A 22,549-nucleotide genomic window follows, 5' to 3' on the forward strand; every position below is an offset into this window, starting at 1 on the left:
CCCAACCAGATCCCAAGCGCCACCGTCGGCTTTGCTGGCAACGACAGCAAATCCGCGCTTAAATAGGGCCAATTCAAATTCCCCGAGTACCCCGAGACCCCGCCATGTCCGCCTCTGACTTCCGCAGGACCATCATCGACCTGGAGCGGAGGCTGGATGTCGAGCAGGCGCGGCAGGATGCCCTGCGCCGCGTCGCCCTGCGGGCCCTTTCGGTCGTCGCCGCCCGTGTCCCCGCGCTGGAGGGCGCCGCCCATGAGCTGACGCGCGCGATCGAGACGGATCCGGCGGATACCGCCTCGCTCGACCGACTCGGTGGCCAGCTGGCAGATGCCATGCGCTCCAGCGATCAGCGCGCGGACCTGGCGGATACCATCCTGAATGTGGTCGAGCGCGGCCTACATGGCTTCGAATTCCTCGATTCCGAAATGGGGGAGTTCGCCCGCGCGACCGATCACCGCGACACGATCGAAATCGAACGCACGCTGGCTCGCGTGTTCTCCGTCCTGCGCGACAAGTGCCAGACCGCACTCCACGAACGGGAGGAATTGACCGAGGTGGTCGGCGAGATCTGGAGCCGCCTGGAGGAGGTCGACCAGGCCCTGTCGGAGGACGAGGCGCGGGGTCAGCGGGCGCGGACCTCGCTAAGCGCACTGCACGAGGGGATCTCCGGCGATGTCCAGGCCCTCAAGGGCGACCTGAACGCCAGCGACGACCTGCAGAGCCTCCGGGCACGCGCGATCGCGGGACTGGATCGCGTCGTGGTCCGCGTAACGGAATTTCGCGAACAGCAGGAGGGCGAACTGCGCTCGGCGCTCGAGCGCAATCGCCACCTGCGCGGCAAGGGCCGCGCACTCGAGTCGCAGATCCAGGTCCTGCACAAGCGGCTTGAACAGGCGCGCGCGGAGGCCGCGCGTGACAGCCTCACCGGCCTCCCCAACCGCACCACATTTGAACGCATGCTCGAGGATCTCCGGGCCGCACTGGCCGACGGGATGCAAGCCAGCCTGGTGGTCTGGGACATCGACCGCTTCAAGGCGATCAACGACGAGTACGGCCACAATGCGGGCGACAAAGTGCTCAAGGCGGTGGCCGAGATCCTGGCCGAGGGACTGCACGGCTCCGACTTTGTCGCGCGCTACGGGGGCGAGGAGTTCGTGATGGTGCTTTACGGTTCGCCGGACGACGTGCGCGAACGTGCGGAGACGATCCGCCAGGCCGTGGATCGCCTGATCGTGCGTGCAGGCCATACCCGACTCAAGGTCACGATCTCGGCCGGCATGGCTTCGATCGATCCGGGTCTGCCGGCAGAGACCATTTTCGACCTGGCCGATCAGGCCCTGCTCAAGGCCAAGAAGAACGGTCGCGACCGCATCGAGCACGCATGACGACGAGGACCACGGAACCCGTGCTGGTCTTTGGAGAGGCCCTGTTCGACGTCTTCCCGGACGGACAGCAGGTACTGGGTGGCGCCCCATTCAATGTCGCCTGGAACTTGCATCAACTGGGCGCAACGGCCTGCTTTGTCGGCGGCGTTGGACGCGATGACGCGGGCGCCCAGATCCGCTCCGCGATGCGCGCCATTGGTATGGACGAACGCGGGCTCTATGACCACCCAAGCGCACCTACCGGGCGGGTCGATATCCACCTGGATCGGGGCGAGCCCAGTTACGACATCGTGCCGAACCAGGCCTATGACGATGTGTCCCCAAGTTGGGCCGAGACCCTGCCCGACCCGCCCGCGTTGCTGTACCACGGCACCCTGGCCCTGCGCGCGGGCAACCGCGGGCTGCTCGATCACCTGCGCAACCGGGCTCGACGCCGTTTCGTAGACGTCAATCTGCGCGCGCCCTGGTACTCGCTGGAGGATGTGCACACATGGGTGCGGGGTGCGGACGTCATCAAACTCAACCGCGATGAGCTGGATGAACTGATGCCCGGCTCCACGCCTGACCGGCGTGCACACGACCTCCTGCGCAAGGCGGAGGTCCGCGAGGCCGTAATCGTGACCCTGGGAGCCGAAGGTGCCGAGGTACATCCGGCGCATGGCGATGTGGTGAAGGCCCCGGCCCCGGACGTTACGGGGTTCCGCGATGCAGTCGGCGCCGGAGACGCCTTTGCCAGTGTCGCGATCATCGGGCTTGTTCAGGGCTGGGCCACACCGCTCATTCTGGACCGGGCGCTGGAGTTTGCCGCCCGCGTCTGCACGCTCCAGGGGGCCACCTCCCAGGATGCGGCGTTCTACCACGCCGCAAGGGAGAACTGGGAGTAGCGAGGGGCATCAAAGCCCCTACAGGGCCGTTCAGGGCCGCCAGCCGAACTCGTCGGCCTTCTGGCGGGCCAGCGCCGGGATGTCGGTGGCGACGAACTTCTCGTGCAGCACCTGCACCCCGATCATGTGGTTGATCACAGCATCCAGCTGGACCTGGGTGGCCGCCGGGGTGTTCTCGTCCTCGTGGATTTCGAACACACGACGCACACCTTCCGGGTCCAGCAGACCCGCCTCGGCCACCTTCTCGGGCGACAGGTAGCGATCGGCCAGGGCCTTCATCGCCGCCCACTTGACCGGGTCGGTGTGCGCCGGCGGGGCCATGAACGCGAACTTCTCGCGCTCGTAGAGCACCTTGGGCAGCAGGCCCTTCATCGATTCGCGCAGCACATACTTCTCGGTGCGGCCCTTGATGCGCATGGTCGGCGGAAGGTGGGCACAGAATTCGGCCAGGTGGTGGTCGAGGAACGGCGGGCGCGCCTCCATGGAGTTGGCCATGTCCATGCGGTCACCACCCCAGGTCAGGATCTGGCCCTCCAGCATGGTCTTGATCCAGACGTACTGGGCCTTGTCCAGCGGATGACGGCCTTCCAGCATGTCGTCATCCAGGGCGTTGGCGATCGCCTTGCCCGGCTGGTAGCCCTCCATGCGTTCGCGGCGTTTCGGGTGCAGCAGACCCGGGACGTGCTCGGCCGCTGCCAGCCAGGGCTGCAGGCACGACGGGGTAAAGCCCATCATCTTCGTAAACTCGGGGTCGTCGACCTCGTCCTCGGCCAGCATGGCGCCGGAGAACAGCTCGTTGGACTCGTTCAGCATCTGCTGCCAGGCGGCGCGGTCGGCCTCGGGCAGGGTGTCCAGGCCGTGCAGGAACATGTCGCGGCGGAAGGCCGGGTAGCCGCCGAACAGCTCGTCCGAACCCTCGCCGGTGACCACCACCTTGTAGCCCGCCTCGTTCACGTGGCGGCTCATCAGCAGCTTGGCCACGCCGAGGGTATTGTAGATGGTGCGCTCGGCGTGCCACAGGGCCTCTTCGAAGTTGTCGTAGAGGTGGTCGGCGTCCAGTTTCAGGATGTCCTGATCGGCGCCGACGCTCTCGGCCATCTCGCGGGCGATCGCGGTCTCGTCGTAGTCGTCGTTGTCGAAGCCGATGGTGAACGCCTTGACCGGCGACTGTTGGCTGGCCGAGGCCAGGCCCAGTGTGATGCAGGAGTCGATCCCGCCGGAGAGGTAGCAGGCCACCGGTACGTCGGCCTCCAGGCGCAGCTGGACCGCCTCCATCAACTGACTGCGCACACCCTCGATCCAGTAGTTCTCGTCGGTGTTCTCCTCTGGTGGGCGCTCGCTGGCCAGCGGGAAGTCCATGTCCCAGTACTTCTCCTGACGCACCTTCAGCTTGCCGTGGGCGCGCTCGACGATGACCATGTGGCCGGGCTTCACCTGCTGGATGCCCTCGAAGGCGGTGGTGCCCGGGACCATAGTCTGCATCAGCTGATGATAAAGCCCGTCATCGGCGAACTGGCGCGGAACATCGGGGTTGGCGAACAGCACCTTCAATTCGGAACCGAACACGAAGCTGCCGTTGGCCTCGGTGAAGTACAGGGGTTTGATGCCGAAGCGGTCGCGGATCAGCACCAGGCGATCATGCTCGCGGTCATACAGCGAGATCGCGAATTCGCCGCGGAAGTGCTTGATCGCGTCCTCCAGGCCCTCGCGCCGGTACAGGTGCATGACCATCTCGGAGTCGCTCTTGGTGCGGAACTGCACCCCGCGCGAGGTCAGGTCGGTGCGGATACGCTTGTAGTCGTACAGCTCGCCGTTGACTGCGGTCATGATCGATCCGTCGGTCATGCAGAACGGCTGGCGTCCGCGGTTCTCGTCCAGGTCGATGATCGACAGCCGGGCGTGCGAGAAACCCACGCCACGATCGTCCTGGGTGCGATAGCCAAAGCCGTCGGGCCCGCGGTGATACTGGATCGCGGCCATATTGACCAGGGTCTGCGGGTCCACCTTGCGATTGGGGTCGGCGTGAAAGATTCCGGCGATGCCACACATGGCATGTCTCCTTGGTTCGATTACGTGATGCGAGCGGGGCGCGGTTCATGGCGCGCCACGCCGCTCGCGGTTCAATTGCTACGCTGAATCAGTCGTCCGGGGTGTCCATGACGGCACTGATGCGGCGGACCACCGTGGTCAACAGCGCCATGCGCACGAACACGGCCCCGCGGGCCTGGGCGAAGTACCAGTTGTGCGGGGTGTCGTCGAGATCCGTGGACAATTCGTCACCGCGGGCCAGGGGGTGCAGGATGACCGCGCCCTTCTTGAGCGGCGAATTGCGGTCCAGTTTCAGACCCTCGCCCATGGATTCGAAGGTATCGCCCACCCAGGCAATCGCGTTGATGTAGACGACGTCCAGTTCCGGCAGCAGCGGGTCCAGTTCGTGCACTACGCGAAGTTTCAGGCCAGCCTCTTCCAGTTCTTCGCGCTGGCCGGGATCGAAGTTCTCGTCCTCACGCGAGATGATCGCTACCTCTTCGACCGCATCCGGGAACAGGCTCAGCATGCGCAGCAGCGAACGCACGGTGCGCATGCGCGAGGGCACCCCGATGATCCCGACCTTGATGCGGTTCTCCGCGGCCACGGAGCCGGTGAACAGTTCCGGTCGCCACTTGGCCAGGGTGTAGACATCGGCCAGGGCCTGGGTTGGATGCTCGTCGATGCCGTTGCCGGCGTTGACCAACGGGATACGCAGGTTCTCCAGCATGTTGTGCGCCGCCTCGCCATCCGAGGAACGCAGCACCAGCACGTCGCCGTAGTTGTTGAACATCTCGGCGATGTCCGCTAGCGACTCGCCCTTGGCGATGCCGGTGCTCTTGGGGTCGGTGATCGACATCACCGCCCCGCCCAGGCGATGCCAGGCACTCTCGAACGACAGCCGCGTGCGGGTTGAGGGCTCGTAGAACGCGCTGATCAGGATCTTGCCGGCCAGCGGCAGATGCATCAGTGCCGGCGTGGTTTCGTACTGCGCGGCCAGGCGAAAGAGCTGCAGCAATTCGTCGCGCGAGAACTGCTGACTGGAGACCACATGCGCGGCTGCCAGCTTCAGGAGCGGGTCCGGGTCTTCCTCCACCGCCTCGACTAGGGCCTTCGGCCGGTCGGTACCGGCGGCGCCGTCTTTCGGGTGGAGCACGTGCAATGGATCTTCTGTGTAGTTCACCAGAGGCGTCCTTTTTTCCAGTCGCGAATGAACATCGCCAGCAGCAGGATCGGGGTCAGTGTGGCCACCAGCGTGGCCACCACCACGATTACGGACAGGGCGGTCGTCGAGATGATCATGCGGTCCGGACCTCCTCGGCCGTGGCGTCGCGGGACAGGCGATCCCAGTCAAACGGCCGCGGCGCCAGCCAGGTACTCAGCACCATCACGGCCAGGGAAACGGCCGCGCCCACCAGTGCCGCGACATAAAAACCGATCAGGAAATAGCTGGCCAGCCCAATGCCCGACCCCAGTATCATCGACCAGGCCGCGCCGTGCGGGTTCGCGCGCCGCCAGTACAGCCCGGCCACAATCGGCCAGATCGCCGAGGCCACGAACGCACCCGTGAAGTACAGCAGCTCGGCCAGCGAGCCGATGATCGGCAGCTCGCCGCGATAGCTCGCAGCCAGCCAGGTCAGCAGACCCAGCAGCACGACGATCACCTTGGTCGCGCGGAACTGATTCTGTTCACTGGCCTGCGGGCGGATGTGGCCCCGGTAGATGTCGCGGGTAACCAGGTCCGAGGTGGCCGCCAGCAGCGAGTCGAGACTCGAGGCGAGCGCGGCGAAGACCACGATGAAAACCACGATCGCGCCGGTCAGCCCGAGCACCTCGGCCGCGACCAGCGGCCCGACCATGTCCGCGGCGGGCACATTGATGCCCAGTGCCGGCGTGGCGAGGGCGATGAAGCCGGCCACGATCGGGATCGGCAACCACAGCAGTCCGCCCAGCAGGTAGGCACGGAAGCCGACGTTGCGCCCGAAGGCGAACGCGCGCGACCACCAGACGTTGGAGTGGAAGATCTCGCCCACCCCGAACAGCAGGTTGTTGAACAGGAACATGATCGCGGCCGGGAACAGCAGGCTCAGCAGTTCCGGACGCTCTTCCATCAGGTTGAAGTGGATCGCCTCGAAGCCAACCTTGTCGATGGTCAGCCAGGCGATGAACGCCGCGCCGGCGATGATGATGATGGTCTGGATGAAGTCCGTGCCGATGACCGCGCGCAGACCGCCCAGCAGGGTGTAGATCACGCAGACGGCCAGGATCACGGTCATGCCCACGCGGTAGTCGATCCCGGCCAGGGCATTGATCAGCACCCCGCCGGCCATCGCCATCGAGACCAGCCAGCCGAAGGCGTAGATCAGAGAGACCAGCAGGAACACGCGCCAGGTGAAGGTGCCGAAGCGCAGGCGTATGAAGTCCCCGGAGGTGAAGCCGCGTGGCATCAGCTCGCGGATGCGACGCGCCAGCGGCGCGAACAGGACCAGGCCCAGCGCGCCCAGCGAATACCCGAGCATGCCCCAGACCCCCAGCTGCAGCGCCAGCTGCGGGGCAGTCATCGTAGTGTTGGCCGTCACCCAGGTGGCCATCGCAGTCGCGGTGGCCAGCGCGAGCCCCACGTTGCGACCGGCCAGCATGTGGTCCTCGGCGGTCTTGTTGTGACGACCCAGCCACCAGCCGAGCGCCACCCAGAGGATGCTGAACGCAATCAGCAGCCCCCAGGCGATGGAGGTCGGGAGGATCGGGTCGTCGAGGCCGGTCACGAGGCCTCCTTCACCTTCTTGATCTCGCGGATCGCCTCGTCGGTGGTCATCACGCGGGCGTAGCGATCCTTGATGGTGGTAATCGTCGCCTTCTGCATCTCCGGGGTCACCGTCGCGGTGGCGTCGTCCATCAACGTGACATAGAAGCCCAGATCACAGGCATCGCGCACGGCCGTGGATACACACTCGTTGGAGTACACGCCGACGATGAACAGCGCCGAAATGTTCAGGTTGCGCAGGATGTAGTGCAGGTTGGTCGAGTTGAAGACCCCGCTGGCGGTCTTGTCCAGCACGATCTCGTCGCCCACCGGTGCCACCTGCTCGACGAACTCCGCGTCCTTGGAGCCGGGCGCGGCATGCAGACCCAGGCGCTTGTGTCCCGGACTGCGGTCGCGGCCGTCGTGGGTCAGTGAGCGGATGCGCGTGTGGATGACCTCCAGCCCCTGCTCGCGAAACGCGTCCTGCAGCCGGCGCACGTTCGGCAGCACCGTCTGCTCCAGGCGGTTGAAGTAGTACTCCTGCGCCTCGGGCGGTACCCCCGACTGCACCGAGTCGGCGAACACGCCGTGACCGCGCGCGGCGTCGAGGTACTGCAGGTCGATACACAGCAGGGCGACGTGATGCTCGCGCAGCTCCTGACGCAGGACCGGGGTCGTGATCAGGCTCTCCTGGTACTGCTCGCGCAGCGGATCCAGGGAGTCGTAGTCGGTGAGCTGGGAGACGTTGTCGTTATTGGCCATGCCGAGCGGTCCTTGGGTCGCGGTGACGAGAAATGCTCACGAACGGGCGGCCAGGGCCAGGGCGCTTTGCAGCGTCAGGTTGGCGCCGGTCTCGATGTCCTCCCAGTTTGTCCATTCCGCCGCGGAATGGCTACGCCCCTGCAGGCTCGGCACGAAGATCATGCCGGTACGCGTGATCGCGCTCATGCTCTGCGTGTCGTGCGCGGCCCCGCTCGGCATGGTCAGGTACTCCAGGCCCATGCGTTCGGCCGTCGCCTCGATGGTCTGCACGATGCCCGTGTCGCAGCGCACCGGATCGATCTCGGAGAGCACATCGAACTCGAACATCAGGTCGCGCCGGCGCGCGAGGCTGGACAACGTGCGGCGGGCCGCGTGGGCCAGCGCGGTCAGGACTTTCTCGTCGGTATCGCGCACCTCGAAGGAGAACGTCGCCATGCCCGGCACGGTGTTCGCCGCCCCCGGCGAGAGCTCCACGCGGCCGATGGTCGCGCGCGAGTTCGGGCTGCCGTGTTCCTCCAGCAGTCGATTGATCTCGCCGCCGAACTCGGCCAGCCCCTGGAAGGCATCGATGCGCATGTCCATGGGCGTGGTGCCCGCATGGTTCGGCTGCCCCTTCAGGCGCACCTCCCACTTGAACAGGCCGGTGATCGCCTCGACCACGCCCACGCTCAGGCCGCGGCGATCCAGCACCGGGCCCTGTTCGATATGGGTCTCGATGAAGGCATGCAAGGTGTGCGGGTCGCGTCGGGCACTCAGCGCATCATCGGCGTTAAGTCCCCAGTCCGCCATCGCCTCGACCAGGGTGATGCCCTCGAGGTCACGGGCATGGCTGATGCTTTCCGGAGTCAGCTTGCCGGCAATCGCCTGGGAACCAAACATGCCGCCAAACCGGCCCTCCTCGTCGGTAAAGTCGATCACCTCGAGCGGATACTGCAGCTCGACCGCGTTCTCCTTGGCCGTGCGCAGGACCTCCAGCCCGATCAGCACACCGAGCGCACCATCCAGTGGCCCGCCACCGGGCACGGTATCGAGATGCGAGCCCATGGCGACCACCGGGCGCTTGCCGTCGTAGTCCAGGCGACCGTGCAGATTGGCGGCGCCGTCTTGCCAGACATCCAGCCCCGCGGCCTCCAGCCGGCCACGAAACCACTCGCGCCCGGCACGGTCACCCTCGCTGAAGGCACGCCGGTGCAGACCACGGTCGGCATCGCGCCCGATCTGGGCCAGGTCGCTGATGTCCTGTTGCAAGCGCGGCATGTTGATCTTGAGTTCGTGCATCGTGTTCTCCGTCAGGGCCTCCAGGCCCGGTCGCAGTGCACGCGGATCGACGGGGCGGGGCAGATGAATTCAGTCGCGCGGCCGGCCGCGCAGGATGGCCACGATCAGGACCAGGAAGACGACGCCACCCAGTACAAAGAAGCCGAAGGCCCGGGTCAGGCTGTGATGCGCCACCTCGACGCGGGCCTCGTCGGCCCAGTCGTCCGCGCCCTCGGCCCTGAGGCGAAAGCGATACTCGCCATCCGGGAGGCCGCTGATCACGCTGCTGGTATCCCCGCCGCGATAGATCACGCGGGCGTCATCGAAGTCCGGGCCGCTTGCCTGTTCGAGTTCGACTGGGCCCTCGGCGTTCCATTGCAGTGTCAGGCCGCCATCACGCGTGTCGCTGGGCGGGTCGTCGAATCGCGGCTCGGCCAGAGCAACCAGCGGCAACAGCAGCAACAGGCTGGAGAGCAGGAGAGAGCGCATGGCGCATTCCCGGCGGCAACGCCGCTCAGGTCTTCACCTCGAACGGCTGCAGACCGGCGCGAGGCTCGGTGGTGTTCATCGCCTCGACCAGCAGGGTCAGCCCCTGATCCAGCTCCGCCAGGCGCTCGGACGGGAGGGCGTGCAACGCGCGGTTCAACTCGCCCTGGGGGGCCGCCGGGGCATCGGACAGGAGCTCCTCCCCCTTGGGCGTGACATACAGCCGTACGATGCGCTGGTCCTTCTCCGGGCGGCGGCGCTCGACCAGCCCGCTGTATTCCAGCTTGTCCAGCAGGTTCGAGGTGGTCGAGGCATGGACCGACAGCCGGCGAGAAAGATCGCTGACATTCAGCCCAGGCGTACGCTGCAGCTCCCACAGGGCCCACAACTGCGAGGCGCTGATGCCACAGGCACGCTCGACGGCCCGCGAGTGCCCCTGCAGGGCGCGGATGATCACGCGCAGCTGACGGATCACGGAACGCGGCAGATCCGGTTCCCCTTCCGTCGCGGGGCGTTGAGGTTCGTTCTGGGCAGAAACAGCTGACATCACAGTCGGGCTCAGTGTGGCTATTGCCATATAGTTTTGTACAAAAATACTATTAGCGCAAGTCTGGGCTACTCAGTCATTGGACAAGACGTGTACATGCGTCTATCTAGGGGAGGGGCCACGGAGATGGTCCATTCGGCCAGGTACGGCGATCTATTCCTTGCCGGCAATGCCATCATTAAGGACCGCGCTCGCGGTCAGATCTTGGGACGCACTACTACAGGGGACAGGGACAGGGACAGGCAGGTCGGCATCAAGAGGAGTTTGACCAAACCGGCAACGTCCGCGAAGCGCGGCCATCCATCAGAGGAGTGCATATGCTGTACACCAATCCTCTCGCGGCGGGAATGGGTCAGTCGTCTCCCCAGAATGCTTGACCTCCCTGACGGACCTTTTCGGGAGGAGAACAGCATGGACAAGTACACGTTGTGCCGGCCCCTGGGTATGGGGCTGTCCGGAGCCATGGCGCTAACCTTGGCCCTTAGCCCGCAGTCCGCGGCCGCCGAGTACGACGGCATCCAGGTGGGGAATCTGACCATCGGGGGCGCCCTGCGGGCGAACTACATCCTGGGCGACTACCCCGATGGCGATCGCCGCGAATGGGGCAAAGGGGGCGACTTCACCCTGGATACCGCCCGCATCAACCTGGATTACGAGAATGGCGCCTGGCTCGGGAAGCTCGAGTATCGCTGGTACGAGGGATACAACATGCTGCATACCGGCTGGGTCGGCTATCAATTCGACAACGAGAGCCAGCTCGAAGTCGGCGTGACCCGCGCGCCCTTCGGTCCCGGACCCTGGGGTGTCTCCCAGAGCTGGTTCTTCGACCAGCACTATTACCTCGGCCTGTCGGACAACATGAACCTCGGCGCCAAGTACACGATGCCGATGGGCGACTGGACCTGGGATTTTGCCTATTTCTATTCCGATGCCGGTTCCTACTCGGGTGATACCGAAGACAGCGCCCGCTACTCCTACGACGTCGTAAACGAGACCGGAGACGGTTACGAAGAGCGTAACCAGGTGAATATCCGCGGCATTTACAGCATCCCCGATACCGAACACGAGGTGGGCTTCTCGGCGCAGTACGGAGAGCTGCGAAGTCGCGGGCCTCAGGATGACGGAGACCACTTCGCAGTATCCGGCCACATGGTCAACAGCTGGGGCAACTGGACACTAGCCAGCCAGCTGACCTATTACAAAATGGATGTGGACGAACACACGCTGCTCGACGGCAGCGTCACAGACCGCCGCATTGACATGGGCGCGTACGACTTTCCGAATACCGTGGCCACCGAGGGCTGGGTGCCGGCAATCTCGCTCAGCTACTACCACGAGACGCCAAACATCGGATGGCTCGACTTCGTGATCCCCTATGCCGAATTCAGTTCCGTGGTGAAGCGCGAGAGCGATTTCAACAACAGCGATCTTCTGGTTCTGGGTGCCGCCTGGGGCCGAGGCAACTGGTACATCTACACCGATCTCGCCTACTCCAACGGCAACGAGTTTGTTGGTGGCAACCGTCGGGGCGACAACCCGTTCGGCGACCGTCTCGGTGCTAACGAGGACGACAACTGGGAGGCCCGCTTCAACATCAACTTCGGCTACTACTTCTGACGCAGATGCAGGAAGTAGCGGGCTTCATGCGGATGAGACCATGCGCTTCGGGGCCACAAAAACAAGGCACATTCACGACGCCGGACCCCCGCAGCCCGTACACGGATGGACCAAAGGCTGTCGGCGGTTCCGGACCTGTTTTCCAAGGAGGAGATCGTGAGCGACAACGCACAAGATCCACAACGGGAGATCGAGGAGCTCGAAGCCCGTTACGAGACCGATCACGAGATCGGCGAACAGAACATCAACCCGCTGGGGCTGGATCTGCACAACCCGGTATTCGCCGTCAGCGCCCTGTTGATCCTCGTGTTCGTGATCCTGTCCCTGCTGTTCCCGGAACAGGCCGACGAGGGCCTGGGCGCCACGCGCGCCTGGATCGGCGAAACCTTTGACTGGCTGTTCCTGTCGGCCGGCAACCTGTTCGTGCTGTTCTGCCTGGCCCTGATCCTGCTGCCGATCGGGAGCATCCGGATTGGTGGTCAGGATGCGAAGCCGGACTTCGGGGTGCTGTCCTGGTTCTCGATGCTGTTCGCCGCCGGCATGGGCATCGGGCTGATGTTCTGGGCCGTGGCCGAACCGGTGGGCTACTTCACCGAGTGGTTCGGGACGCCGCTCGGCATCGAGGGCGGCACCGAGGCCTCCAAGCACGCGGCCCTTGGCGCCACGATGTATCACTGGGGCCTGCACCCGTGGGCGATCTATGCCGTGGTGGGCCTGGCCCTGGCGTTCTTTGCCTTCAACAAGGGCCTGCCGCTGACCATCCGCTCCGCGTTCTACCCGATCTTCGGCGAGCGGATCTGGGGCCCGATCGGGCATGTGATCGACACCCTGGCGGTACTCGCCACCCTGTTCGGCCTGGCCACCTCCCTGGGTCTTGGGGCGCAGCAGGCGGCATCGGGGCTGGAGTCGGTGTTCGGCATCGAGGCCGGGCTGAACACCCAGGTCGCGATCATCATCGGCGTTACCGTCATCGCCCTGTTGTCGATCATGCGCGGCATCCATGGCGGGGTGCGCGTGCTCAGCAACATCAACCTGACGCTGGCGGCCATCCTGCTGCTGTTCGTGGCCCTGTTCGGCGGCTTTATCGCCTTCCTCTCCAACACCGGCATCACGTTGAGCGCCTACGCCCAGTACATGTGGCCGCTCAGCAACCCGGTGGGCCGTGATGACCAGACCTTCTACCACGAGTGGACGATCTTCTTCTGGGCCTGGTGGATCTCCTGGTCGCCGTTTGTCGGCATGTTCATCGCGCGGGTCTCGCGCGGGCGCACGGTGCGTCAGTTCGTGACCGCGGTGCTGCTGGTGCCGACGGCCGTGACCGTGATCTGGATGAGTGCCTTTGGCGGGACCGGCCTCGATCAGGCCCGCGACGGAGTCGGCGCGCTGGCCGACGGCATCAGCGACTCCTCGCTGGCGCTGTTCCAGTTGCTGGAGCACCTGCCGCTGACCACGATCACCTCGCTGCTGGCGATCACCCTGGTGCTGGTCTTCTTCATCACCTCGTCGGACTCCGGCTCGCTGGTGATCGACTCGATCACCTCCGGCGGCAAGACCGATGCCCCGCAGTCCCAGCGCCTGTTCTGGGCCACGGTCGAGGGCGTGATCGCTGGCGTGCTGCTGGCGGTGGGTGGCGCGGCCGCGCTGCAGGCCCTGCAGGCCGGCGCGGTGAGCACCGGCCTGCCCTTCGTGATCGTGCTGCTGTTCATGTGTGTCAGCCTGATGATGGGGCTGTTCCACGAACTGAAGCTGATCCGGCTGAAGGAGGCGGCCGGGTAGTGCTCCATTCGAACGGATTTCGCCGCAATGCGTAATCCACGCCCCGCCGGTTCATGACCGGCGGGGCGTTTTTCCGTGGGCGAACGCACCGACCCTCTGCCGATGGTGCGATGCAATCGAAGCGGAACCGAAGTTTATGCGCCCGGTCCGGATAACAAAGGCCGGCCAGGCCCGGAGCTCACAGAAAACCAGGGAGTCCATGATGAAGCAGTCCGCAATCGCGGCGGCGGCCGCGTTTTCGCTCTTGGGGCCCGTGCTCGCACAGGCCTCGCCACTCGGGATCGCGCACGCGCTGGATAGTCAGGACCGTGTGCTCGTGCATGCCGACGGGATGACGGCCGATGATGCGTTCATGGTGCTCGGGGCGCTGGCGGTCAAGGGGCGGCTGATGCGCGACAGTGAGTTGGGGCATGACGGATACCGCCCCGAACTGGTCGATGACCCGATGCAGCAGGTCGGCGAGACCTGGCTCGGCCTGCTGGATACGGTGCACGGCAAGCTGGTGGAAGAAGGGCGCATCCGCGCCCAGTCCGGCAGTGACGACGAGGCCGATCCGGCGGCCTATGCCGATGCCGCGTATCTCTACCATATGCATCACAGTGGCGGACGTTTCGAACACCTGGGCCTGTACGACGAAATCACCCACAACCCGGCACCGCTGATGGCGGCGCTGACGGACCACCTGGTCAACGAACGCTACGCGGACGGCGAGGTGGCCGCCGCCAACGATTCGGATCTCGACGCCCTCGCCTTCGGCCTCGACGCCTTGCACGCCCCGGCCTACGCCTGGGTGCGGCAGGACAAGCCCGGTGGCGAGGACGACATGGGGCAACTGGAGCTCCAGACCCTCGCGGGCTGGCTGGGCCACTCGCGCGAGGACATGGTCGAGATCGCCCGGGCCATGGCGGACACCGCTGACGCGGCCTGGGACGACGATGCCGGGATGTTCGTCCGCAACCAGGGCGCGGAGTGGTCGGTGGACCAGGTCGGGGCGCTGCTGCGCGGCCTCAAGGGGATCTACGAGACGCTCTACCTGTTCGGGGATGCGGACGACCAGGCGCGCGCCGAGAGGCTGGCGGATCGCACCGCCTCTATCACCCGCGCCATCGTGGCCGAAGACGGGCCGATCCGCGACTGGGGCCTGCCCGCACGTATCGAGTTCGAGGACGGCGAGGCCCACGCGGCCTCCACCCACGTCGACGTCGCCGCGCAATGGCGGTTTGTCCACCAGGTCACCGGAGGCTTTTCCCTGCTGCGCGAACGCGAGGGGACCGCCAAGCTACTGAGCGAGCGCGCACCGGAGCTGGAAGACGAACTGGGTGCGGCGATTGACCGCCTGCTCGAGGGCGCTCTCGAATACCATCTTGGGTCCGACATCGTGCCCACCCGGCTGGCCTACAAGGATGGGTCGGTGACCGACCCGACCGTAACCACCCAATCCGTCACGGCCTTCATGATGGCCGTGGCCAACGGCTACCGCACGGGCGAGGCCTTCGACAACCCGGGTGCCTGGGGCGACGACGAGGCACTGGCCGAACGCAGCCGCGCGCTGTACGACGCCTTCCTCGATCATGGCGAGCTTCTCGCTCAGCAGCTGATCATCCGGGACTGACCCGCGATGCCCGGGCGGCTAGCAGGGGGGCGAATCCGGAGTCTCGGGGCCCCGGCTGCCCTGTTGCCGGTGCTGGGCCTGGCGGTCCCGATGGCCGTCGCTGAAGACGACGTGCCGGTGCTCGACCCGGTGGAGATCACGGTGACCGCGCCCAGGCTGGCCACACCGTTGGCGGACCTGCCGGCGGCGGTATCGCGCGTGGACGAGCGCCAGGCCACCGAAGGACGCCAGGGCCTGCAGCTGGACGAGTCGCTGAACCGCGTGCCGGGGCTGTTCGCCCAGAACCGCTACAACTTCGCGCAGGACGCGCGCATCTCCATCCGCGGTTTCGGCTCGCGGGCGCCGTTCGGGGTGCGCGGGCTGCGTATCCTGCAGGACGGGATCCCCGAGACCACGCCCGACGGCCAGTCACAGGTGGATGCGATCGACCTGTTGAACCTGCGCGACATCGAGGTCCTGCGCGGGCCCAGCGCCGCGCTGTACGGCAATGCCTCCGGTGGCGTGATCTCTGCGCGCACCCGCGACGGCCGCGACCCGCGTGGCTTTGGTGGCGGGGTCATGCTGGGCAGCTATGGCTATCGCCGCGCCGAGGCCATCGCCGAGCAGGATCACGGAACCCATCGCTATTCCCTGACCGCCCACGACTTCGCCATCGACGGCTACCGCGACCAGTCCACCGCCGAGAAGCGCTACCTGCGCCTGCACACCGCCTCGGAACTGGAGGCGGGTACGCTGAACTTCCACCTGCGCTACCTCGATGCCCCGCGCACCGACGACCCTGGCGGGCTCACGCGCGAGGAGATGCGCCAGAATCGGCGCGCCGCCGCGCCCCTGGCCACGGCCCTCGACAGCACCCAGGAGGCCGAGCAGCTGACGACGGGGTTGCAGTGGGAGCAGTCGCTCGGCCCCGGCGAGCTGCGCCTCGGCGGGTTCTGGACCCAGCGCGACTACGCGCAGCAACTGCCATTTCCCGGCGACTCGCGGGTAGCCTTTGATCGCGACTTCTACGGGCTCAACGCGCAGTACGAACAGGACATCGGCCCGACCCGGGTGCTGACCGGTATTGATCTGGAGGAACAGCGCGACGACCGCACCCGGCGTTGTACCGATATCCAGGGACAGGCGAACTGCCCGGGCGGCACCCCCTCGATCGACGATCTCGCGCTGGACCAGCGCGAACGCGCCCGCTCGCGCGGGGTGTTCGTGCAGACCGACACCGCGCTGGGGTCGGACTGGAACATGGTGCTCGGCGCGCGCCACGACCGTATCCGCATGTCCATCGATGACCATTTCTCCGAGCGGGTGGGCGAACCGGATCGCTCGGATGCGCGGACCTTCCGCGAGACCAGCGCGATGGCGGGGCTGATCTGGCACTTCCGGCCCGAATACCGAGCGTACGTAAACGTGGCCACCAACTTCGAGACGCCGACCTTCACCGAGTTCGCGAACCCCGAGGGCGGGGGTGGATTCAACGCCGATCTCGACCCCCAGCGAGCGCGCAGCATCGAGGTCGGAATCCGCCGCGAGACCGGCCGCCTGGCCTGGGATGCCTCGGTCTACGCGACCCGCGTGCGCGACGAGATCGCCCCGTTCGAAGAGCCCAACGTGGACGGGCGCACCTTCTACACCAACGCCGGGCGCACCGCGCGCAACGGCTTCGAGCTGGCGGTCGACTGGTCCGCAACGGAGCAGTGGACGCTGTCCAGCGCGCTCAGCCTGAACGACTTCCGCTATCGGGATTTCGTGGACCAGCAGGGCGAGCGGCGCGACGGCAATCGCCTGCCCGGGCTGCCGCGCGAGCAGTTGTTCGTGGAGGCCGGCTGGCGCCAGGGCCCGTACTTTGTCACCGTCGATGCGCTGTACACGGGCGGGCGCTACGTGAACGACGCCAACGACGAACGGGTAGGTGGACAAACCACGCTGAACCTGCGCGCGGGCCGCCACTGGCAGGACGGCAACGCCCATGTCGAGGCCTTCGTGGCCGCGAACAACCTGCTGGATGCGGACAACGTCGACAACATCCGCATCAACGACGGCAACCGCCGCTACTACGAGCCGGCCCCGGGCCTGACCCTGATGGCCGGCATGCGCATGACCTTCGGGCGGTAAGCGGGGCGGGGCCGGTGCGGTTCGCTGCGCTCACGGCACCCTACGAACCGTCGTCGCCGACCCCATCACCGTAGGATGCACTGAGCGCAGCGAACTGCATCAAGGACAGATGCCCTAATCACGCCGCCCGGGCCCCTCCGGCGGTTCTTTCGGCTCGATCTCGTCGAGCCGCCCCTGTTCGATCTTGCGCAGGGTCTCGGGGTCGGTGGGGTCGTCGTCCTCCCAGTCATGCCGGCGATACACCGGGAACGGGTCACGGCGATAGAGGAACCAGCCGCAGACCGCACCGACAACCGCGCCGAAAAGGTGCGCCTCGAACGAGACCTTGGGGCCGCTGGGGAAAACGCCCCAGAGCATGCTGCCGTAGAGAAACAGGATGATGATGGCCACCGCGATGGACAGCGCATCGCGCCGGCGAATCCCGATCACCACGGCGAAGAACATCAGCCCGTGGGTCAAGCCCGAGGCGCCAATGTGCAGCCCCTCGCGGGCGAACAGCCAGACGCCCAGCCCCCCCATCAGCCAGATCAGCGGGACTGCAACGCGCGTGGCGCGCGGGAAGCCGTAGAGCGTGAGCATGCCAAGCACCCACAGGGTCGGCACATTGGCGAGCAGGTGGCCCCAGGAGCCGTGGATCAGCGGCGAGGTGATGATGCCCAGCGCCCCGACCGCGTCGCGCGGCAGGATGCCCAGCCGCGACCAGTCCCCGCCGACCAGGTCGTGCAGGGCATGGATGACGATCAGGATGGCGGCCCCCAGCATGGGCCAGAGCAGCGCGCGCCGAATCCGCTCGCGCTCGGCCCGGGGGTCGGCCGGGGGTACCGGCCGGCGAAGGTTCATCATCCGCCTAGCCTGCCATGCCCCGGCGCGCGGTCCAATTTCTCCGGAAGTTGGGCGCTAATGCCCGCCGGGTTCTTGGCTGGCATCCTTGTCATGCAGGGCGAGGCGGTCGTGGAGTTCGCCGCTCTCGCCGCGCGGCGTCCTGACCTCGACCTCCATGCCGTTGCGGCGGAACTTGCCGACCACCTTGTCGATGGCGGCCACCGCCGAGCTGTCCCACAGCGAGGCGCGGGTCAGGTCGATCTCGATGTGGTGGATGCCCTCGCGGTAGTCGAAGCTGTCGATGAACTTGTCCACGGCGACGAAGAACAGCTGGCCACGCACGGTGTAGATGCGCGTCCGGCCGTCTTCGGACAATGCGCTGGTGACCTCGACCGCCTTGACCATCTTGCGCGCGAAGAAGATCGCGGAGAGCAGCACACCGGCGAACACGCCCAGCGACAGGTCGTGGGTGATCACGGTGGTGCCGACGGTCACGATCAGCACGGTGGCGTCGGTGCGCGGCAGCTTGTGCAGGGTGGTTAGCGAGCCCCAGTCGAAGGTGGCGATGGAGACCATGATCATCACCGCCACCAGCGCGGCCATCGGGATCATCGAGACCAGATCGCCGAGGAACACGATGAAGATCAGCAGGAAGATCCCCGCCGACAGCGTGGACAACCGCCCCAGCCCCCCGGACTTGATGTTGATTACCGACTGGCCAATCATCGCGCAGCCCGCCATGCCGCCGAAGCAGCCGGTGACGACGTTGGCGATGCCCTGGCCCTGGGCCTCGCGGTTCTTGCCCGACGGGGTGTCGGTCAGGTCGTCGAGGATGGAGGCGGTCAGCAACGACTCCAGCAGGCCGACGATCGCCAGCGCGAAGGCGGTCGGGAAGATGATCTGCAGGGTCTCCCAGTTCAGCGGGATGTCCGGGAACAGGAACACCGGCAGGCCGTCCGGCAGCTCGCCCATGTCGCCGACCTCCAGCGTCGGCAGGCCCATGAAGTAGACCAGGACGCTGAGCACCACGATCGCGACCAGCGGCGGCGGCAGCAACTTCGGGTAGCCCGGGATCATCGGCAGGCCGTAGAGGATCAGCAGGCCGGCGGTGACCAGCGCCCACATGGTGGTGTCGCCGTCCACCAGATAGGGCACCTGCGACATGAAGATCAGGATCGCCAGCGCATTCACGAACCCGACAAGCACCGTACGCGGGATGAACATCATGTAGCGGGCGAGCTTGGCCCAGGCGAACAGGATCTGGATGATCCCGGTCAGGATGGTCGCGGCCAGCAGGTACTGCAGCCCGTGTTCCGCCACCAGCGTCACCATCAGTAGCGCCATGGCCCCGGTCGCGGCCGAGATCATGCCGGGGCGTCCGCCGGCGAAGGCGATCACCACCGCCATGGTGAACGAGGCATACAGGCCCACGCTCGGGTCGACCCCGGCGATGATGGAGAACGCGATCGCCTCCGGGATCAGCGCCAGCGCGACCACGATCCCGGCGATCAGGTCAGCGCGCACATTGAACAACCAGATCTTGCGCTGGCGTTGCAGGAAGTCGGTCAGGGTCTGCTGCACGTGGGAATCCCCAATACGGATGCGCGCCGCTGTATCGACCGGGGCCGGGACAGGCGGGCGGACAGGCGCGAGGGGAGGCTCACCGGTATTCCACCTCTCGCAGGCGCGGTTGCAAGCGGTCTGATGCCAGTACAGACTGAAACCGCCGAAAGGGGGCGAAGTCTAGCACCTCGCACCACGACGCTGAACCGCGCGTCCCCTGTGGGGTCTCGCCGAGGCCCTTCCCACGACCAGCCCGACCACGACCAGTCCGAGGATCTCCATGCTGCAGCGCGTCATCATCGCCGTCGACTTCTCGCCTGCCTCCGCCGCGGCCCTGGCCGTCGCGCGGCAGCACTGCCCGGGGGCGAAGAAGCGCCTGCTCTACGTGATGAAGCCTTCGGACGTGGCGGGGCCCAGCGCGGCCGGCGCCTTCAGTGGCGCCGGTACCTCGCCGCTGAACGCGAAGGACATGCGTCACTCGGCAGAAGACAAGGTCCGCGCACAACTCGAGGACTGGGCCGAGGCGGACGACGAGGTCGCCGTGGCTATCGGCAGCGCACCGGAGGAGATCTCCCGCCATGCCGAGGAATGGGGCGCGGACATGATCGTGATGGGCACGCGCGGTCGCAGCCAGATCGCCAGCATGCTCTCCGGGTCCGCGACCGAGTGGCTGGTGCGCAACGCACGCCTGCCGGTACTGGTGGTGCACGACGTCCCGCTGTCCGAAGCCATGAAGGAAAAGCTGCCCCCGGAGGGCGCGGTCAACTGATTAGGCAGCGGATCATCAGGAGGAGCAGCTCAGCTGGATGCCGGCGGCCCAGGCGGGCGGCAGGTCCGCGTAGGCCTCGAACTCGGGCTGCTCGTCGAACGGGCGTTCAAGGATGGCCTGCAGCCGCAGCAGCTCGGAGGTATCGCCCGCCTCGGCCTGCTCGATCGCGGCCTGCGCCAGGTGGTTGCGCAGGATGTACTTGGGGTTGACCGCGTTCATCGCCGCCCGACGTGCCTCGAACGGGCGGGCCTCCGTCTCCAGGCGCGCCTGATAGCGCGACCACCATGCGCGCCAGGTCTCCGCGTCTTCCAGCTCGCCCTCAAGCTGTTCGCGGATCTCGGGCTGCTCCAGGTCCGGTAGCTGACGGAAGAAGCGAGTGTAATCGACGCCCTCCGCGGCCATGCGCGCCAGCAGGTCATGGATCAGCTCAAGGTCTCCTTCGCGCTCCTCCGCCAGCCCCAGCTTCGCGCGCATGCGCGTCAGCCAGGCCTGCTCGAACCGGGGCATGAAGTCCACCAGCAGTGCCTTGGCCCGCTCGATCGCGGCCTCGCGGGTGGTGTCCTGGAAATGGATTACCAGGGTCTCGGCCAGACGGATCAGGTTCCACTGCGCGATCGCCGGCTGCTGGTCGAAGGCGTAGCGGCCACCCTGGTCGGTGTGGTTGCAGATGTAGCCCGGGTCGTAGGCATCCAGGAACGCGAACGGGCCGTAGTCGATGGTCAGGCCCAGCAGGCTCATGTTGTCGGTGTTCATCACCCCGTGACAAAAACCCACGGCCTGCCAGTCGGCGATCATCTCGGCGGTATTCGCGATCACCTGTTCGAGCATCGCGGCCACCGGGTCGTCGGCGTCCGCCAGCTCGGGGTAGTCGTGCGCCAGCGCATAGTCGATCAGTTCACGCAGGCGTTCGCTGTAACCGTTGTAGAGGAAGTACTCGAAGTGCCCGAAGCGCAGGAAGCTGGGTGCCGCGCGCAGCACGATCGCCCCCGGTTCCACGCGCTCGCGCAGGACCTGGAGGCTGGAGCCGAACAGGGCCACCGCGCGGGTAGTCGGCACGCCCAGCGCGGCCATCGCCTCGGAGATCAGGTACTCGCGGATCGAGGAACGCAGTACCGCGCGGCCGTCGGCACCGCGCGAGTAGCGCGTGCGCCCGGCGCCCTTCACCTGCAGCTCCCAGTGTTCGCCGGAGACGGTTCGGACCTCGCCCAGGAGCTTCGCACGCCCGTCCCCCAGTTGCGGGACAAAGACGCCGAACTGGTGCCCGGCATAGACACTGGCGAGCGGGTCGGGGCCCTCCATCGGATGTCCTTCGGTGCAGGCCCCCAGCCACGGTTGGCTGGCCAGGTCGGTCTCGGCCAGCCCCAGGCGCTGGCACATCTCGGCGCTGGTCGCCAGGCACGTGGCATCCGGGAACGGGGCCGGCGCCGGACGGTCATAAAAGGCCTCCGGCAGGCTGGCAAAGCGGTTTACCCATTGCAGTTCGGGGGCGCTGGGTGCTGGGGCTTCGGCGCGGGACATCGATACCTCGGCAGATCGCGGCTTCAGGCGTTATGATGCGCGACGTTTCGATTTTGCACCTTTGGGCCCACACAGCCCGGGTGTTCCGTCACGCGGGCACGGCGTCCATGCCGGTGCCCCATTTCCGGGAGGAGACTCGTGACCGAAGAGCAGGACAATAAAAATCAGGGTGGCCTGAAGAACAGCGAGCGCCTGGCCTGGCTGGGCTTCATGCTGTTTTTCGTCATCATCCTCGCCATTTACATCGCCCGCGCCACCGGGCTGGAGCAGGATTTAACCGAGGCCCAGCGCGAGCTGTACCAGACGCAGGTGCAGCTGCAGGAGTACACCCGGCACGAGATTCCGCGCCCGGTCGAGCTGGGTCTGACCAATGCGCATATCCAGGATCTGCAGCGCCGCGGCATGGCACGTGCCGAGGAGCGCCTGCGTGACGATCTGATGGAGCATCCGGAACTGATCCCGCACGAGGCCGAGGGCGACGAGGGCTTTGCGTTCCGGCCCGACGGCATCCACGTGCTGAACCACCGCTGGGTACTGGCGAACTTCGAGGGCGACGGGGCCCATGGCCAGGTCCTGCTCGGCTACGAGGTGGTGCACGGGAACGTGATGTGGGAAGTGATCGACTCGACGCTGGACTACTAACGGTCCTGACCCATCAGGTGGTGCGGCTT

Annotated in this window: 19 protein-coding genes; 8 read left to right on the forward strand and 11 right to left on the reverse strand. The window is 66.3% G+C overall.

Going from position 1 to position 22,549, the window contains the following annotated elements; translation table 11 throughout:
- The first annotated feature begins 104 nt into the window (after positions 1-104).
- Together C935_RS0102990 and C935_RS0102995 are read left to right on the forward strand one after the other, a co-directional pair.
- Complete coding sequence (locus C935_RS0102990) at positions 105-1,385, forward strand: diguanylate cyclase (protein ID WP_018861030.1); 1,281 nt, start codon at positions 105-107, stop codon at positions 1,383-1,385.
- Positions 1,382-2,269 (forward strand): PfkB family carbohydrate kinase, encoded by an 888-nt coding sequence (locus tag C935_RS0102995; RefSeq protein WP_019572136.1) that lies wholly within the window; start codon positions 1,382-1,384, stop codon positions 2,267-2,269. Before C935_RS0102990 ends, C935_RS0102995 begins: the two co-directional genes overlap by 4 nt.
- 30 nt (positions 2,270-2,299) lie before the next feature.
- On the opposite strand, the gene asnB is transcribed toward C935_RS0102995, so the two are convergent.
- The 8 genes from asnB to C935_RS0103035 all read right to left on the reverse strand — a co-directional run bounded on the left by asnB (position 2,300) and on the right by C935_RS0103035 (position 10,092).
- Positions 2,300-4,318 carry an asparagine synthase (glutamine-hydrolyzing) gene (gene asnB, locus C935_RS0103000; protein WP_018861032.1) on the reverse strand — a complete coding sequence of 673 codons (2,019 nt, stop codon included), beginning with the start codon at positions 4,316-4,318 and terminating at the stop codon, positions 2,300-2,302.
- An 88-nt stretch (positions 4,319-4,406) separates the two neighbouring features.
- Complete coding sequence (locus C935_RS0103005; RefSeq protein WP_018861033.1) at positions 4,407-5,480, reverse strand: aspartate carbamoyltransferase; 1,074 nt, start codon at positions 5,478-5,480, stop codon at positions 4,407-4,409.
- Positions 5,477-5,599: a hypothetical protein gene (locus C935_RS13425; RefSeq protein ID WP_018861034.1), complete on the reverse strand. Its 123-nt coding sequence runs from the start codon at positions 5,597-5,599 to the stop codon at positions 5,477-5,479. The genes C935_RS0103005 and C935_RS13425 overlap by 4 nt, the downstream gene beginning before the upstream one ends.
- Complete coding sequence (locus C935_RS0103015; protein WP_018861035.1) at positions 5,596-7,062, reverse strand: sodium:solute symporter family protein; 1,467 nt, start codon at positions 7,060-7,062, stop codon at positions 5,596-5,598. The genes C935_RS13425 and C935_RS0103015 overlap by 4 nt, the downstream gene beginning before the upstream one ends.
- Positions 7,059-7,802 (reverse strand): cysteine hydrolase family protein, encoded by a 744-nt coding sequence (locus C935_RS0103020; RefSeq protein ID WP_017925589.1) that lies wholly within the window; start codon positions 7,800-7,802, stop codon positions 7,059-7,061. Before C935_RS0103020 ends, C935_RS0103015 begins: the two co-directional genes overlap by 4 nt.
- Before the next feature lie 36 nt (positions 7,803-7,838).
- Positions 7,839-9,080, reverse strand: coding sequence for a Zn-dependent hydrolase (locus C935_RS0103025; protein ID WP_018861036.1), 1,242 nt, complete (start codon positions 9,078-9,080; stop codon positions 7,839-7,841).
- A gap of 69 nt (positions 9,081-9,149) precedes the next feature.
- Positions 9,150-9,548 carry a hypothetical protein gene (locus C935_RS0103030; RefSeq protein WP_018861037.1) on the reverse strand — a complete coding sequence of 133 codons (399 nt, stop codon included), beginning with the start codon at positions 9,546-9,548 and terminating at the stop codon, positions 9,150-9,152.
- A 25-nt stretch (positions 9,549-9,573) separates the two neighbouring features.
- Positions 9,574-10,092: a MarR family winged helix-turn-helix transcriptional regulator gene (locus tag C935_RS0103035; protein WP_038044398.1), complete on the reverse strand. Its 519-nt coding sequence runs from the start codon at positions 10,090-10,092 to the stop codon at positions 9,574-9,576.
- Between the two features lie 411 nt (positions 10,093-10,503).
- On the opposite strand from C935_RS0103035, the gene C935_RS0103040 reads away from it, so the two are divergent.
- The 4 genes from C935_RS0103040 to C935_RS0103055 all read left to right on the forward strand — a co-directional run bounded on the left by C935_RS0103040 (position 10,504) and on the right by C935_RS0103055 (position 17,206).
- Complete coding sequence (locus tag C935_RS0103040; protein WP_018861039.1) at positions 10,504-11,709, forward strand: hypothetical protein; 1,206 nt, start codon at positions 10,504-10,506, stop codon at positions 11,707-11,709.
- Between the two features lie 156 nt (positions 11,710-11,865).
- Positions 11,866-13,485, forward strand: coding sequence for a BCCT family transporter (locus tag C935_RS0103045; RefSeq protein WP_026278612.1), 1,620 nt, complete (start codon positions 11,866-11,868; stop codon positions 13,483-13,485).
- A gap of 199 nt (positions 13,486-13,684) precedes the next feature.
- Positions 13,685-15,097 carry a hypothetical protein gene (locus tag C935_RS0103050; protein WP_196799754.1) on the forward strand — a complete coding sequence of 471 codons (1,413 nt, stop codon included), beginning with the start codon at positions 13,685-13,687 and terminating at the stop codon, positions 15,095-15,097.
- 90 nt (positions 15,098-15,187) lie between these two features.
- Positions 15,188-17,206, forward strand: a complete 2,019-nt coding sequence (locus tag C935_RS0103055) for a TonB-dependent receptor family protein (protein ID WP_369771385.1) — start codon at positions 15,188-15,190, stop codon at positions 17,204-17,206.
- A gap of 114 nt (positions 17,207-17,320) precedes the next feature.
- Here C935_RS0103055 and C935_RS0103060 read toward each other — a convergent pair whose 3' ends face one another.
- Together C935_RS0103060 and C935_RS0103065 are read right to left on the reverse strand one after the other, a co-directional pair.
- Positions 17,321-18,049: a rhomboid family intramembrane serine protease gene (locus tag C935_RS0103060; protein WP_018861043.1), complete on the reverse strand. Its 729-nt coding sequence runs from the start codon at positions 18,047-18,049 to the stop codon at positions 17,321-17,323.
- A gap of 54 nt (positions 18,050-18,103) precedes the next feature.
- The gene (locus tag C935_RS0103065) at positions 18,104-19,609 is read right to left on the reverse strand and encodes a SulP family inorganic anion transporter (protein WP_018861044.1); all 1,506 of its coding nucleotides are present in this window, start codon (positions 19,607-19,609) and stop codon (positions 18,104-18,106) included.
- A 262-nt stretch (positions 19,610-19,871) separates the two neighbouring features.
- Here C935_RS0103065 and C935_RS0103070 point away from each other — a divergent pair, with 262 nt between their 5' ends.
- The gene (locus tag C935_RS0103070) at positions 19,872-20,360 is read left to right on the forward strand and encodes a universal stress protein (protein WP_018861045.1); all 489 of its coding nucleotides are present in this window, start codon (positions 19,872-19,874) and stop codon (positions 20,358-20,360) included.
- A gap of 15 nt (positions 20,361-20,375) precedes the next feature.
- On the opposite strand, the gene C935_RS0103075 is transcribed toward C935_RS0103070, so the two are convergent.
- Positions 20,376-21,878, reverse strand: a complete 1,503-nt coding sequence (locus C935_RS0103075; RefSeq protein WP_018861046.1) for a YdiU family protein — start codon at positions 21,876-21,878, stop codon at positions 20,376-20,378.
- A gap of 138 nt (positions 21,879-22,016) precedes the next feature.
- Here C935_RS0103075 and C935_RS0103080 point away from each other — a divergent pair, with 138 nt between their 5' ends.
- Entirely contained in the window at positions 22,017-22,520 is a 504-nt protein-coding gene (locus C935_RS0103080; protein ID WP_018861047.1) for a hypothetical protein, read from the forward strand.
- The last annotated feature ends 29 nt before the right edge of the window (positions 22,521-22,549 follow it).

Source organism: Thioalkalivibrio sp. ALJ3 (genome assembly GCF_000377205.1).
GTDB lineage: Bacteria > Pseudomonadota > Gammaproteobacteria > Ectothiorhodospirales > Ectothiorhodospiraceae > Thioalkalivibrio.